The 13,172-nt window shown below is 59.1% G+C and carries 15 protein-coding genes; 14 read left to right on the top strand and 1 reads right to left on the bottom strand.

Annotated features, from left to right (window positions below):
- Positions 1 to 49 precede the first annotated feature (49 nt).
- From ACR0I1_RS07040 to ACR0I1_RS07025, 4 genes are all read left to right on the top strand, one after another.
- Positions 50 to 2,245, top strand: coding sequence for a primosomal protein N' (locus ACR0I1_RS07040; protein ID WP_480705591.1), 2,196 nt, complete (start codon positions 50 to 52; stop codon positions 2,243 to 2,245).
- 79 nt (positions 2,246 to 2,324) lie between these two features.
- Positions 2,325 to 3,557 (top strand): MFS transporter, encoded by a 1,233-nt coding sequence (locus ACR0I1_RS07035; protein WP_170397410.1) that lies wholly within the window; start codon positions 2,325 to 2,327, stop codon positions 3,555 to 3,557.
- A 66-nt stretch (positions 3,558 to 3,623) separates the two neighbouring features.
- Positions 3,624 to 4,496, top strand: coding sequence for a 50S ribosomal protein L11 methyltransferase (locus tag ACR0I1_RS07030; RefSeq protein ID WP_480705589.1), 873 nt, complete (start codon positions 3,624 to 3,626; stop codon positions 4,494 to 4,496).
- A 104-nt stretch (positions 4,497 to 4,600) separates the two neighbouring features.
- Positions 4,601 to 4,945: a hypothetical protein gene (locus tag ACR0I1_RS07025; RefSeq protein WP_170397406.1), complete on the top strand. Its 345-nt coding sequence runs from the start codon at positions 4,601 to 4,603 to the stop codon at positions 4,943 to 4,945.
- A 108-nt stretch (positions 4,946 to 5,053) separates the two neighbouring features.
- Here ACR0I1_RS07025 and ACR0I1_RS07020 read toward each other — a convergent pair whose 3' ends face one another.
- On the bottom strand, positions 5,054 to 5,269 hold the full coding sequence (locus ACR0I1_RS07020; RefSeq protein WP_170397404.1) for a DUF1127 domain-containing protein: 216 nt from the start codon (positions 5,267 to 5,269) through the stop codon (positions 5,054 to 5,056).
- 333 nt (positions 5,270 to 5,602) lie between these two features.
- On the opposite strand from ACR0I1_RS07020, the gene ruvC reads away from it, so the two are divergent.
- The 10 genes from ruvC to pal all read left to right on the top strand — a co-directional run bounded on the left by ruvC (position 5,603) and on the right by pal (position 13,171).
- Complete coding sequence (ruvC, locus tag ACR0I1_RS07015) at positions 5,603 to 6,100, top strand: crossover junction endodeoxyribonuclease RuvC (protein ID WP_170404395.1); 498 nt, start codon at positions 5,603 to 5,605, stop codon at positions 6,098 to 6,100.
- Positions 6,097 to 6,768: a Holliday junction branch migration protein RuvA gene (ruvA, locus tag ACR0I1_RS07010; protein WP_480705586.1), complete on the top strand. Its 672-nt coding sequence runs from the start codon at positions 6,097 to 6,099 to the stop codon at positions 6,766 to 6,768. The genes ruvC and ruvA overlap by 4 nt, the downstream gene beginning before the upstream one ends.
- Positions 6,769 to 6,784: 16 nt before the next feature.
- Positions 6,785 to 7,804 carry a Holliday junction branch migration DNA helicase RuvB gene (ruvB, locus tag ACR0I1_RS07005; RefSeq protein ID WP_170397397.1) on the top strand — a complete coding sequence of 340 codons (1,020 nt, stop codon included), beginning with the start codon at positions 6,785 to 6,787 and terminating at the stop codon, positions 7,802 to 7,804.
- 64 nt (positions 7,805 to 7,868) lie between these two features.
- A complete protein-coding gene (locus tag ACR0I1_RS07000; RefSeq protein WP_480705584.1) occupies positions 7,869 to 8,492 on the top strand; it encodes a hypothetical protein in 624 nt (207 codons plus the stop codon).
- Entirely contained in the window at positions 8,489 to 8,872 is a 384-nt protein-coding gene (gene ybgC, locus ACR0I1_RS06995) for a tol-pal system-associated acyl-CoA thioesterase (protein ID WP_170404386.1), read from the top strand. The genes ACR0I1_RS07000 and ybgC overlap by 4 nt, the downstream gene beginning before the upstream one ends.
- Before the next feature lie 105 nt (positions 8,873 to 8,977).
- Positions 8,978 to 9,673: a protein TolQ gene (tolQ, locus tag ACR0I1_RS06990; RefSeq protein ID WP_170736517.1), complete on the top strand. Its 696-nt coding sequence runs from the start codon at positions 8,978 to 8,980 to the stop codon at positions 9,671 to 9,673.
- Positions 9,674 to 9,675: 2 nt separating this feature from the next.
- Positions 9,676 to 10,146: a protein TolR gene (tolR, locus tag ACR0I1_RS06985; RefSeq protein ID WP_170424320.1), complete on the top strand. Its 471-nt coding sequence runs from the start codon at positions 9,676 to 9,678 to the stop codon at positions 10,144 to 10,146.
- Positions 10,147 to 10,161: 15 nt separating this feature from the next.
- Positions 10,162 to 11,265, top strand: coding sequence for a ribonuclease E domain-containing protein (locus ACR0I1_RS06980; RefSeq protein WP_170424318.1), 1,104 nt, complete (start codon positions 10,162 to 10,164; stop codon positions 11,263 to 11,265).
- Positions 11,262 to 12,581 (top strand): Tol-Pal system beta propeller repeat protein TolB, encoded by a 1,320-nt coding sequence (gene tolB, locus ACR0I1_RS06975; protein WP_480705581.1) that lies wholly within the window; start codon positions 11,262 to 11,264, stop codon positions 12,579 to 12,581. The genes ACR0I1_RS06980 and tolB overlap by 4 nt, the downstream gene beginning before the upstream one ends.
- Before the next feature lie 86 nt (positions 12,582 to 12,667).
- Entirely contained in the window at positions 12,668 to 13,171 is a 504-nt protein-coding gene (gene pal, locus ACR0I1_RS06970; protein ID WP_170397385.1) for a peptidoglycan-associated lipoprotein Pal, read from the top strand.
- The last annotated feature ends 1 nt before the right edge of the window (position 13,172 follow it).

The following is a 13,172-nucleotide window of genomic DNA, read 5'->3' as shown; positions in this document are numbered from 1 at the left end:
GCTTTACCTCAAAGAGACCCATGCTGGAACCCCCTGCGAAGGATATGCCGTGAGCGCTAACGGATTTTTCGACGAAGGAGAGCTGGTTGCGGTGCGGACCACGCAGCCGCTGGACCGGACGTTGGATTACAAAGCGCCCGAGGGCGGGTGCTTTCTTGGTGCGTTTGTCGAGGTGCCCTTGGGCCCGCGCAAAGTCTTGGGTGTGGTTTGGGGGCCGGGGCAGGGTGGTTTTGATCTGGCCAAGGCGCGGTCGGTGAACCGGGTGCTTGAGGTCGCGCCGATGCGTGAAGAAATGCGGGTGTTTCTGGGGAAAGTGGCTGACTACACCCTGACGCCGATGCCTGCGATGCTGCGGCTAGCAACGCGCGCGCCGGGGTTGGGCGATCCGCCCTCAATGCGCAAGGTTTATCGTTTGGGCGGTGGTCAACCGGACCGAATGACCGACGCACGAATGCGGGTACTTGAAGTTTTGCGAGACTATGGCGGCTTGGCCTTTACGCTGAAGGAACTGGCCGAGCAAGCGGGGGTCACATCTTCGGTCATTAAGGGGTTGGTCAAACAGAACGCTGTGCGTGAAGAGGACAGCCCGCGTGATCTTCCCTATCCTCATCTTGATCCAGAATTGCCGGGAAAGGACCTGACCGAAGATCAGGCGGAGGCCGTGATGCGGCTTCAGACCGGGCAACGGACAGGAGATTATGGAACGACTCTTCTGAAAGGGGTGACGGGCTCGGGCAAGACCGAGGTTTATCTTGAGGCGGTCGCCGAGGCCCTGCGCTTGGGGCGGCAAGCACTGGTCTTGCTGCCCGAGATCGCGCTGACGGCTGAATTTCTGACCCGTGTCGAGGCGCGATTTGGTGCGCGTCCGGCGGAATGGCATTCGGGCGCGACCATGACTGAACGTCGCCGGGTTTGGCGGATGGTCGGTCAGGGTGATGCGCAACTGGTCGTTGGGGCCCGGTCAGCACTGTTTCTTCCATTTCGCGATCTTGGTCTCGTAGTTGTCGATGAAGAACACGACACCTCGTACAAACAAGAAGATGGGGTGCATTATAGTGCGCGGGATATGGCCGTTCTGCGTTCGGCCATCTGCGGAGCGCGGGTGATTCTGGCCAGCGCGACGCCTTCACTGGAAAGCTGGGCCAATGCCGAGGCGGGTAAATACGAACGGCTGGACCTGACCTCGCGTTTTGGTGCAGCAGTCCTGCCCGAAATGAAGCCGATCGACATGCGCGCCGAGCAGATGCAGGCCGGGACTTGGATTTCCCCCTCGCTGCGGCAGTCGGTGCAACAGCGTATCGAACGCGAAGAGCAGTCACTGCTGTTCATCAACCGCCGTGGCTATGCGCCCGTGACACTATGCCGGGCGTGCGGGGAGCAGATTGCCTGCGATCATTGCGACGCGCGAATGGTTGAACATCGGTTCCTCAAGCGTCTGATGTGCCATCAATGTGGTGAGACCAAGCCAATGCCAGAGGCCTGCCCATCCTGCGGGGTCGAGGGTAAACTGGCACCGGTCGGACCCGGGATTGAACGGCTGGCAGAAGAAGCCGAGGCGGCGTTCCCTGAAGCCAAAATCGCTATGCTCAGCTCTGATCTGTTTGGTTCGGCTCGTGCCCTGAAGGCCAAGATCGAAGAGATTGCCGAAGGCGATGCGGATATCGTTATCGGGACGCAACTCGTGGCCAAAGGACATAATTTTCCAAAGCTGACGCTGGTTGGGGTGATCGATGCGGACCTTAGCCTGCATGGTGCTGACCTGCGCGCGGCGGAACGAACTTTTCAATTGATGCGGCAGGTAGCGGGCCGGGCAGGTCGTGCGGAAAAACCGGGGCAGGCGTTGTTGCAGACATTCCAGCCGGAACATCCGGTGATCCGGGCGACTCTATCGGGCGATGAAGAAGGGTTCTGGAAGGCTGAAGCCGCCGGGCGTCAGGCCGCCGGGGTGCCGCCTTATGGTCGAATGGCCGGGATTGTCCTGTCTGGCCCCGAGGTCGGGCCGGTCTTCGACATCGGCAACGCCATGGCGCGCAACGATGCGCCGTTGCGCGATGTTGGTGCTCAGGTATTTGGCCCTGCTCCAGCCCCGATCGCGCGCATACGCGGGCGTCACCGCGTCCGGCTGTTAGTCAAAGCCCCGAAAGGTGCGCCTATTCAGGACGCCATAGCCCGCTGGATCGCCCCGTTGAAGTTGAAAGGCGATATCCGCCTGACCGTGGATATCGATCCGCAAAGCTTCTACTGACCCCTGCATCAGTGCAGAGCCGCTGTGCGCCGGCCGCTTTCCCCTCGCCAAAAAGTACAAATGGGCGTAGAGCATCCTCATGCTGAAACCCATGCCCTTGTCTGAGGCGCAGAGTCTTCCGCTCTGGCGCCGCCCTATGACGCTCTTGTTCGTGATGGCGTTGACCATGCCGATCGCGTTTAACGCGTGGAGTGCATTGCTGAACAATTTCGTCATCGAGGCGGCGAACTTCGACGGGGCGGATATCGGGCTTTTGCACACGGTACGCGAGATTCCGGGCTTTCTGGCCGTTGGCGTGATTGCGGTGATCATTTTCATCCGCGAGCAGGTACTGGCCATGATCTCATTGATGATGTTGGGCGTGGCGACGGCGGTGACGGCCTGGTTTCCCAGCCTTGGCGGGCTGCTGTTTGTGACGCTGTTCAGCTCGATCGGGTTTCACTACTATGAGACGGTGAACCAGTCACTGCAGCTGCAATGGCTGCCTAAAGACCGTGCGCCGCAGGTGCTTGGCTGGCTGGTGGCTATGGGCTCGGCTGCGACGGCTGTGGTCTATGGCTTGATCGTCCTGACATGGGACCGCTTCGACCTGTCCTATAACTTCGTGTTCATGGCGGCAGGCGGCGTGACAACTTTGCTGGCAGTGTTTTGCTTGATTGCTTACCCGCAATTCGACGCACCGACGCCGCAGACCAAGAAGCTGATCCTACGCCGCCGCTACTGGCTGTATTATGCATTACAGTTCATGGCGGGCGCGCGGCGGCAGATTTTTGTCGTGTTCGCCGGTTTCATGATGGTCGAGAAATTCGGCTTTGAAGTACACGAACTGACCAGCCTTTACCTGATCAACCTTATGATCAACATGATGGCGGCTCCGCTGCTGGGCAAGGCAGTCGCGCGGTTTGGCGAACGCCGCACTCTGATCTTTGAATATGCCGGGCTCGCCATCGTTTTCGCAGCCTATGGCGGCATCTACTGGTTTAGCTGGGGCGTGCTGCTGGCGGCGATTCTCTATGTGATCGACCATGTGCTGTTTGCTCTGGCGTTGGCTTTGAAAACTTATTTCCAGAAGATCGCCGACCCGGCGGATATTGCGCCCACTGCGGCGGTGGCATTTACCATAAATCATATCGCCGCTGTTTTCCTGCCAGCACTTTTAGGTCTGCTATGGGTCGTTTCGCCCGGCGCAGTGTTTGGTTTGGCCGCTGCAATGGCGATCATCTCGCTTCTGCTGTCACTACTGATCCCGCGTCATCCGGAACCGGGCAACGAAACCATCCTGTCGAAATACGCCCCCGCGCCCGCCGAATAAGCGACTCCGCTTGACCTTGGCGGTCGGTGCCCCTAGGCGCTGTTTCGATCGAAACAGGAGGCCCCCATGCCAACATTCACTGCTCTGACCACTTTGAACGGCAAGAAAGCCGCCGAAGGATTGGGCGAGGCGATGGAACGGCTGGACCCGGAACCAACCGGCGTCGGCGTGTTCGAGGTCGAGGATGGCTCGGGCCTGTGGGAGGTCGGCGGCTATTTTACCGAAACCCCGGATGAAACCGCGCTGGCGGTTCTGGCCGCCGCGTTCGAGGCCAAGCCCTTTGTGGTCTCGGAACTGCCCGAAACGGATTGGGTCGCCCATGTCCGCCGCGAACTAGCCCCGGTCGAGGCCGGTCGGTTTTTTGTCTATGGAAGCCATGATGCCGACAAACTGCCCGAAGGCCGCATTCCGCTGCTGATCGAAGCTGCGATGGCCTTTGGCACGGGGCACCACGGGACAACGCTTGGTTGCCTCAAGGCTTTGGACCATCTTCTGGATGATGGGTTCACGGCCAGCAAGGTTGCCGATATCGGCTGTGGCACCGCCGTATTGGCGATGGCCGCAGCGCGGGTCTGGGAGGGCGATATTGTCGCCAGCGACATTGATGAGGTTGCCGTCGACGTGGCCGAGGCCAACCTTCGGGCGAACGGTATGGCGGGTGCGGTTAAATGCGTTGAAGCGGCAGGTTTCGATCACCCGGATCTGAAGGCGCGTGCGCCTTACGATCTGATATTCGCCAATATCCTAAAAGGTCCGCTCGTGGCCCTTTCGCCTGAAATTTCGGCGAACCTGCGGGGGGGGGGACAAGCGATTCTATCGGGAATCCTCAATGAACAGGCCGATGACGTGATCTCGGTTTATCTCCAAAACGGCTTCAATCTGGTTCGCCAGGATCGGATTGGTGAGTGGGCGACGCTAATCTTAAGCAAACAGGGCTGAATTTAGGCCATTTACGGGAGTTTTGTGGATTTTTGCCACGTTTTTGTCGCATTCTCTAATTACCGTCTTTCAATGCACTCGGGGGGCGGTTTTCGGAGGCTGCCATGACAGGAAAACAACTCGAATTCGATCAACGCATCTCGCGTTTGAACAAAAAGCACCAGAAACTCAGCCGCGGCTATCGCGCCACGTTGCGCTCAGACGGGCTGGTGGTGATGAAACCACAGCGTATGCGTTCAGCAGTTCCAGCGAGGGTTTTGTTACTGTGTTTGGTTGGCTTCTTTGCCTTCAAGGCCTTTTTACTGTCTCACCTTGGCCCGACTGCGTACGAAACGCGTGTTGAAAGCCTGAATCAGGGCACGCCGGTTGAGAAAGCTGGCGCCTGGATCATGCAGGCCGATCCGGTGACCGCGTTTTTCTCGAGCCAACTGAACAAGGTATGGTTCTAACCGGATATCTTGCACCCTCCTAATAAAAACACCGCATGCCTCACGGCGTGCGGTGTTTCTGTTTGCCCCACAGGGAGGAGGAAGGGGCTTATGCGGTAGTCCGTTATCTCAGTAACGGCGGCCTTCGGCGACAACGTCGATGTCGCCGCGGCATAGTCCGATATCGTCCAGTTCGCGGTCAGAAAGACCGTTCAGCGCGTTACGGGTTGCGCGGGCGTCATTCCATTCAACAACGGCGTTTACAACCGATGCAAAAAGTGCGCCGATACGGCCGACGAGGCCGAATGAGCCAGTGGTGGTGCGGGTGGTATCCAGTGCAGCCATATCCTGTTTCCTTCTGGTTTGTGTTAAACTCTGATCTTGCGATCTGAGCGGCATCTAGTGATGAGTTTCGCCGTGCGCAAGCGCAGAAATTGCATGTGTCCTATGCATTTTTTGCAACGCTCGAAATTGATGAAAACCCCTTAAATCATTGGTTAAAGTTCGATCGGAAAAGCGTCGAAAACGAACCTAACCCGGTCGCAAACAGGCCGCGAGGAACCGGAGGCGACATGAATGTCGGTTTTGGACCCTGAGTTGATTTCCTTGGAAAATGTTCACGCTTCGTGCTAGTCGATGAAAAAAGATCACACAAACCCGAGCAGGCCGAGACAAAACATGCGAATTCTGGGCATTGATCCAGGGCTTAGAACCTTGGGATGGGGCGTCATCGAATCGCATGGCAGCCGCCTGAGCCACGTTGCGAATGGATTGTGCAAATCCGATGGTGATGATCTGGGGGAAAGGCTGCTGTCGCTACACAATCAAATCGTCGAAGTCATCGCCGAGCACAATCCAGATCAGGCGGCAATTGAACAGACCTTCGTCAACAAAGATGGGGCCGGTACACTGAAACTGGGTCAGGCGCGTGGTGTTGCGCTTCTGACGCTTGCGCAGGCGGGTTTGCCGGTTGGCGAGTACGCCCCCAACCGCGTCAAGAAAACGGTGGTGGGCGTCGGCCACGCCGAAAAAGAGCAGGTTCTGCATATGGTCAAACTTCAACTGCCCGGTTGTTCCCCCAAAGGGGCGGATGCTGCGGATGCGTTGGCGATTGCCATCTGCCATTCCTACTATGGCGCCGCACCGCAGGCTCGGATGAAAGAGGTACGCGCATGATCGGCAAGCTCACTGGACGGCTGGATTACCGCGCGGCGGATCACGTTCTGATCGACGTGCGGGGGGTCGGCTATATCGTCTATTGCTCGGACCGGACCATGGCGGCCCTGCCGGGGGTGGGTGAGGTAATGTCAATCTACACCGATATGGTCGTGCGCGAAGACCTGATGCAGCTTTATGGTTTTCTGTCCTTGGTCGAGAAGGAATGGCACCGTCTGCTGTGCTCGGTTCAGGGTGTGGGTGCGAAGGTATCGCTGGCCATTCTTAGTGCGCTGGGGCCCGATGGTGTCAGCCGCGCGATTGCCTTGGGTGATTGGGGGGCCGTGAAGGCCGCAAAGGGTGTCGGCCCCAAGACCGCGCAACGGATCGTGCTTGACCTCAAGGACAAGGCCCCGGGTGTGATGGCGATGGGCGGCACGGTGACCGAAGCGATGGATGGCCCGGCACTTGAAGTAGTTGAGACGACCGAGCCTGCGCCTGTTCCGAAACGGGTGGCCAAACCGACCTTGGGCGCTGCTTCTGCGGATGCGCTGTCGGCGTTGGGCAATCTGGGCTATGGACCGTCCGAGGCGGCATCGGCCGTGGCCGAGGCAGCGGCTAATATGCCAGATGCGGGCGAGGCCGATCTGATACGCGCCGCGCTGAAGCTACTGGCTCCCAAGGGCTGAGTGAAAGGGTAACTGAATGGTAGACGCTGATCCCGCCCTGCGACCCGAACCGATGCCCGAGGACAATGACCGCGCCCTGCGCCCGCAGGGGCTGGATGAATTCATTGGTCAGGCCGAGGCGCGGGCCAACCTACGCATCTTCATCCAGTCGGCCCGCCAACGCGGTGAGGCGATGGATCACACGCTGTTCCATGGTCCACCTGGATTGGGTAAGACCACGCTTGCGCAGATCATGGCGCGCGAGTTGGGAGTGAATTTCCGCATGACCTCGGGGCCGGTTCTGGCCAAGGCGGGGGATTTGGCGGCGATTCTGACCAATCTGGAATCGCGTGATGTCTTGTTCATCGACGAGATTCACCGTCTGAACCCGGCGGTCGAAGAGGTGCTGTACCCCGCGATGGAGGATTTCGAGCTGGATCTTGTCATTGGTGAAGGTCCGGCGGCGCGGACTGTACGGATCGAGCTGCAGCCATTTACGCTGGTCGGGGCGACAACGCGGATGGGGTTGCTGACCACGCCGTTGCGCGATCGGTTTGGCATCCCGACCCGGCTGCAGTTCTATACGGTCGACGAGTTGCACGAGATCGTCACCCGCAATGCCCGCAAACTGGGCGCACCTGCGGATGACGAAGGCGCGCGTGAGATCGCGCGCAGGTCTCGTGGAACACCACGGATCGCCGGTCGTCTGCTGAGACGCGTGGTGGATTTTGCCATTGTTGAAGGCGATGGGCGGATTACGCGCGACTTGGCGGATGGGTCACTGACCCGGCTGGGGGTCGATAACCTTGGTCTGGACGGGGCCGACCGCCGGTATTTGAAGCTGATTGCCGAGAACTATGCGGGCGGGCCAGTAGGGATTGAAACACTCTCGGCGGCGTTGTCCGAAAGCCGGGATTCGCTGGAAGAGGTGATCGAGCCTTATCTCCTGCAGCAAGGCCTGATCCAGCGCACTCCGCGCGGACGGATGCTGGCGCAAAAGGCATGGACGCATCTGGGGATGGCTGCACCCAAAGGACAGAGCGATCTGTTTGGTTGAAGTGGGGCGCATTAGATTTTAAGCCTCAGGCGGTCGTATCTAAATCGAGAAGAAGGACTGGGGCGTGACACCCGATGAGATTGAGGCGCTGTTCACACGCGATAGCGGTGAGTTTCTGTTTGCGCGCTGGGGCAGACCCATCGTGCCCATCGTGTTTGGTGTCGAGGATGAAACGCTGTCGACCGTAAAAGGTGCGTTCGAGGCGGTTGTCACTCTGGCAAATCACAAGATGGCCGAGACGGATCCCGAACTGGGTGCCAATTGCATGGTGTTCTTCTTCCGTGAGTGGCAGGAATTGTTGGACGTGCCCGATCTGGATCGCCTGATCCCGGATCTGGCCCCACTGGTTGACCGGCTGGTGGCTGCCGATGCCAATCAGTATCGCATTTTCCGGTTCGAAGAAGACGGCGCCATCCGCGCGGCATTTGTGTTTTTGCGCATGGACAAAGAGCTGTCGAAAGTGCCGGCAGAAACGCTGGCGTTAAGCCAGGTTGTACAAACGATCCTGCTTTGGTCCGACACAGCTTTTCGCAGCGCCTCACCTCTGGCGATTGCTGGTGACGCGACGATCTTGCGGCCTGATATTGCGGCCTTGATCCGCGCCGCCTACGATCCTGTTCTGCCCGGTGCCGCGCAGGATCCCTCTCATGCGCTGCGCTTGTTCGCCAGATTGGAGCCGTCGCAATGAAGCATCACTACCCGGTCCGTGTTTATTACGAAGACACCGACATGGGAGGCGTGGTCTATCACGCAAATTATCTGAGATTCATCGAACGCGCCCGGTCGGACTGGGTGCGTAAACTGGGTAATGATCAGAACGCGATGCGGGACGCAGGCATTGTCTGGGTCGTGCGGCGGATCGAGGCGGATTATCTCGCCGCCGCTAGGTTTGAAGACGAGCTGATGGTCGAGACCGAGATGGTTTCGCTATCGGGCGCTCGGTTGACAATGTCGCAATTGGTCAAGCGTGGCGAGACCGAGATTTTCCGCGCCGAGGTAACGGCTGTCTGCATGAATGCGCAGGGTAAGCCCGTTCGTCTTCCGGCAGAGATTCGCGCATTGATGTAACATTTTCAGCCTCCGGGGTGGTTCTGTTGGCTTTTCATCTCCATCTGCGTTAGCGTTTGGCAAAACAAGGCCAAATGGCCATCAGGCAAAACAAAGAGCAGGTTCATGGAAGCTGAAACGCTGGCGCTGGCGCAGGAGATCGATTTCTCCATGTGGGGGCTGTATGCCCGCGCGACCTTTATCGTCAAACTGGTGATGTTGATGCTGATCGGTGCATCCATCTGGTCCTGGGGCATTATCATTCAGAAACTGATCAACTACCGAGCCGCGCGGCGCGAGGCGCGGGTATTCGATGAAAGCTTCTGGTCTGGCAATCCGCTGGATGAGCTGTTCGAGCAGATCGGAACCCAGCCCGATGGCAGTTCCGAAAAGATTTTCGCGGCGGGGATGATCGAGTGGCGACGCTCGCACCGCACCGATGGCGGCTTGATCGCAGGGGCGACGGCGCGGATCGATCGCTCGATGGACGTGGCGATCGCGAAAGAGGCTGAGGGTCTGCAAAAAGGGTTGCCCATTCTGGCCACTGTCGGATCGACAGCGCCGTTTATCGGCCTGTTTGGCACCGTTTGGGGCATCATGAATGCCTTTATCGAGATTGCCGAGCAGCAGAACACAAACCTCGCCGTTGTGGCCCCGGGTATTGCCGAGGCGTTGCTGGCCACCGGTCTTGGCTTGCTGGCCGCGATCCCGGCGGTGATATTCTATAATAAACTCAGCGCAGACAGTGACCGCATCGTCGGCGGCTACGAGGCCTTTGCCGATGAATTCGCCACTATCCTGTCGCGTCAGTTGGATAGCTGACGATGGGTGCGGCAGTTCAGCAAAGCTCGGGCGGGAACGGACGCAGGCGCGGACGGCGGCGCGGGCGCGCCCAACCGATGGCCGAGATCAACGTGACGCCCTTTGTTGATGTCATGCTGGTGTTGCTGATCATCTTTATGGTGGCGGCCCCATTGTTGACCGTCGGCGTACCTGTCGATCTGCCCAAGACTGCCGCAAGTGCCTTACCCGGTGACAACGAAGAGCCGCTGACCGTGACCTTGACCGCAGATGGGCGCGTGCAGATCCAGACCACGGATGTGCTGCGCGAAGAACTGATCGGTAAGCTGCGCGCGATCGCAGCTGAGCGCAGCAGCGACCGCGTGTTCTTGCGTGCTGACGGCGCGATTCCATATGCGCAAGTGATGCAGGTCATGGGTGCTTTGAACGCGGGCGGGTTTTCCAACGTTGGCCTTGTGACCGATACCGGCGGGCCAACGCTGGACGAAGGGTGAGAGTGAGGCTGCGCGGTGGATACCGGCACCAAGATTTCGGCAATTGCGCATGTCAGCCTGATTGGCTGGGCGCTGATCGGCGGGACCTTCCGGTCCGAGCCGTTGCCGATGGCTGTACAGGATGTCTCGGTGATCTCGGCTGAGCAGTTTGCGGCCATGACCGCGCAACGCGAGGCACCCGAGGTGCCGACTGACCCGGCTGAACTGCAACAGCCTGCAGAACCTGATAAGATCGAAATACTGGACCCGACGCCGGAAGAAACGCCCGAACCTGAGCCGGTTGCCCAGCCCGAGCCGGAACCTGAGCCCGAGCCGGAACCGGAAACGGTGGAAGTCCCGCCCGAGCCCGAACTGATCGAACAACCTCCGACGCTTGAAGAGCCCGAGCCTGAGCTGGCGGCGCTTCCTGCGCCTCCGGGCCCAGAGGCCGAACCAAGCCCTGCGGATAAGATCGCGCCCGAGCAGATTGCTCCTCCTCCGCCCGAGGCCAAGCCGGATGACATTGAAACCCCTCCGGTTTCGCTGGATGAAGGGGCGGAAATCCAACAAGAACAGCAAGATCAAACGGCACCGGAAGAGGCCGCGCCCGAGATTGTGACCGAGGCGGAAGAAGTCGAAGATCCGGCCCCGCGAACCTCTCCTCGTCCGCGCGTGCGCCCGAACCGGCCGGCACCCCAGCCAGAGCCTGAGGTTGCAGAAACGCCCGAGCCCGCGCCGACTGAACCTGCGCAAAACGAGCAAGCGATAAATGACGCCTTGGCCGAAGCATTGGGCAATGGCACCGAACCTTCGGGCCCACCACTGACAAGCGGTGAAAAAGACGCGATGCGGGTTGCGGTGTCGCGGTGTTGGAATGTCGGGTCCCTGTCGACGGATGCGCTGGAAACCGTGGTTGTTGTCGGGTTTTCGTTGACCAGAGATGGCAAAGTGGTTGGCGGCAGTTTGCAGCTACTCGACAGTACAGGCGGCTCGGCCGCATCAGCAAAACAAGCCTACGAAGCCGCGCGCCGCGCAATTTTGCGCTGTGGGTCTAAAGGATATGACCTACCTGCTGACAAATACGATCAATGGCAGGATATTGAGATTACATTCAATCCCGAGAGGATGCGGATCAAATGATGAAACTTCTGACCAGCCTCTTAATTGGCCTGACCCTTCTTTCGACCTCGGCCTACGCCCAAAGTGGCCCGCTGCGTCTGGAAATCGATGAAGGGATCATCGAGCCGATGCCATTTGCGGTACCGAGCTTTGTGCCGGACGGACCTTCGGCCGCACAATATGCGCAAGACATCTCGCGCGTGGTGGTATCGGACCTGACGGGAACGGGTTTGTTCCGCGAAATCTCGTCGGATGCATTCATCAGCCGGGTCAGTAGTTTTGATGCCCCGGTGCAGTTTGCCGATTGGAAAGCGATCAACGCGCAGGCACTGGTGACAGGGGCGGTCAATGTTTCGGGCAAACGGCTGACGGTGCGGTTCCGGGTTTGGGACGTGTTCTCGGGTCAGGAACTGGGCAATGGGTTGCAGTTTGCGGGCACCACCGACGGCTGGCGTCGCATGGCGCATAAGGTGGCCGATCAGGTCTATACCCGGATCACCGGCGAGGGTGCTTACTTTGACAGCCGAGTCGCGTTCGTGTCGGAAAGCGGCCCTAAGGATCAGCGGCGCAAGCGGTTGGCGATCATGGATTATGACGGCGCGAATGTGCAGTATCTGACCGACAGCGCAGCGATTGTTCTGGCGCCTCGGTTCTCACCGACGGGCGACCAGTTGCTCTATACCAGCTACGAGACCGGTCAGCCGCGTATTTACGTTCTGGATGTCGGCCGCGTGGAGCGGCAAGAGTTGAAAACGCAGGAAGGCACCATGAGTTTCTCACCGCGCTTCTCTCCGGATGGTCGTTCAATTGTTTATTCGTTGACCCAAGGCGGAAACACGGATTTGTGGAAAATGGATCTGGCCTCGGGCCAAAGCGTGCGACTGACCAATACGCCCGCGATTGAAACTGCACCAAGCTATGCGCCGGATGGCAGTCGGATCGTGTTTGAAAGCGACCGGTCGGGCACTCCGCAGCTTTACATCATGCCCGCCAACGGAGGCGAGGCAACGCGGATCAGTTTTGGGCAAGGCCGCTATGGCACGCCGGTCTGGTCTCCGCGTGGTGACTTGATTGCCTTTACCAAGCAGAACAAAGGTCGCTTCCACATCGGTGTTATGCGCACAGATGGCAGCGAAGAGCGCCTTTTGACCGCCTCGTTCCTGGACGAAGGTCCCACTTGGTCGCCAAACGGGCGGGTCATAATGTTCACCCGCGAAACTCAGGGGGCAAGCGGTCGATCGACGCTTTACTCTGTGGATATTTCGGGCCGTAACTTGCGTCCTGTTAGAACGCCGGATGGCGGTAGCGACCCGTCTTGGGGGCCACTGCAGAATTGATTGGAACAGACCGCAGGTAAAGTTCACAACAAACCCGCAATGTGATAGAAGCGCGGCAATAAACAACGAAACACGAGGCACTTGAGATGAAACTGTTGAGCAAAGTCGCGGCAATTGGGGCGCTGACTCTGATTGCGGCCTGTTCCAATAATGATCCGTCGGCTCTGGGTGGCGGCGCTGGTGGCAGCGGCGCACTGGTTCCGGGCTCACCCAGTGATCCGCGTTCGCCAGCCTATTTCCAGCAAACAGTTGGTGACCGGGTTCTGTTCGCGGTCGATCAGTCCACGCTCAGCCCGCAGGCGCAGACGATTCTGCAAGGGCAGGCCGATTGGCTGCTCGCCAATCCGGATTTTGTCGCCAATATCGAAGGCCATGCGGACGAGCAGGGCACGCGCGAATACAACCTTGCGCTTGGAGCTCGTCGGGCCAATGCGGCGCGGGAGTATCTGATCTCGCGCGGGGTGGCAGGCAACCGGTTGACCACCGTCAGCTATGGCAAGGAACGCCCGATCGAAATTTGCAGCACCGAGGATTGCTATTCGAAAAACCGCCGCGCGGTGACGGTGCTGACCGGTTCAACCTTGGGGTAAG

This window comes from Ruegeria sp. B11 (genome assembly GCF_056539785.1).
This window is presented reverse-complemented; position numbering and strand designations above follow the sequence as displayed.

Excerpts from the sequence above, each read along its gene's own strand:
- ACR0I1_RS07035 (WP_170397410.1), top strand. The coding sequence starts at position 2,325 with ATGCTGAAACCCATGCCCTTGTCTGAGGCGCAGAGTCTTCCGCTCTGG.
- ACR0I1_RS07030 (WP_480705589.1), top strand. The coding sequence starts at position 3,624 with ATGCCAACATTCACTGCTCTGACCACTTTGAACGGCAAGAAAGCCGCC.
- ACR0I1_RS07025 (WP_170397406.1), top strand. The coding sequence starts at position 4,601 with ATGACAGGAAAACAACTCGAATTCGATCAACGCATCTCGCGTTTGAAC.
- ACR0I1_RS07020 (WP_170397404.1), bottom strand. The coding sequence starts at position 5,269 with ATGGCTGCACTGGATACCACCCGCACCACCACTGGCTCATTCGGCCTC.
- ruvC (WP_170404395.1), top strand. The coding sequence starts at position 5,603 with ATGCGAATTCTGGGCATTGATCCAGGGCTTAGAACCTTGGGATGGGGC.
- ruvA (WP_480705586.1), top strand. The coding sequence starts at position 6,097 with ATGATCGGCAAGCTCACTGGACGGCTGGATTACCGCGCGGCGGATCAC.
- ruvB (WP_170397397.1), top strand. The coding sequence starts at position 6,785 with ATGGTAGACGCTGATCCCGCCCTGCGACCCGAACCGATGCCCGAGGAC.
- ybgC (WP_170404386.1), top strand. The coding sequence starts at position 8,489 with ATGAAGCATCACTACCCGGTCCGTGTTTATTACGAAGACACCGACATG.
- tolQ (WP_170736517.1), top strand. The coding sequence starts at position 8,978 with ATGGAAGCTGAAACGCTGGCGCTGGCGCAGGAGATCGATTTCTCCATG.
- tolR (WP_170424320.1), top strand. The coding sequence starts at position 9,676 with ATGGGTGCGGCAGTTCAGCAAAGCTCGGGCGGGAACGGACGCAGGCGC.
- tolB (WP_480705581.1), top strand. The coding sequence starts at position 11,262 with ATGATGAAACTTCTGACCAGCCTCTTAATTGGCCTGACCCTTCTTTCG.
- pal (WP_170397385.1), top strand. The coding sequence starts at position 12,668 with ATGAAACTGTTGAGCAAAGTCGCGGCAATTGGGGCGCTGACTCTGATT.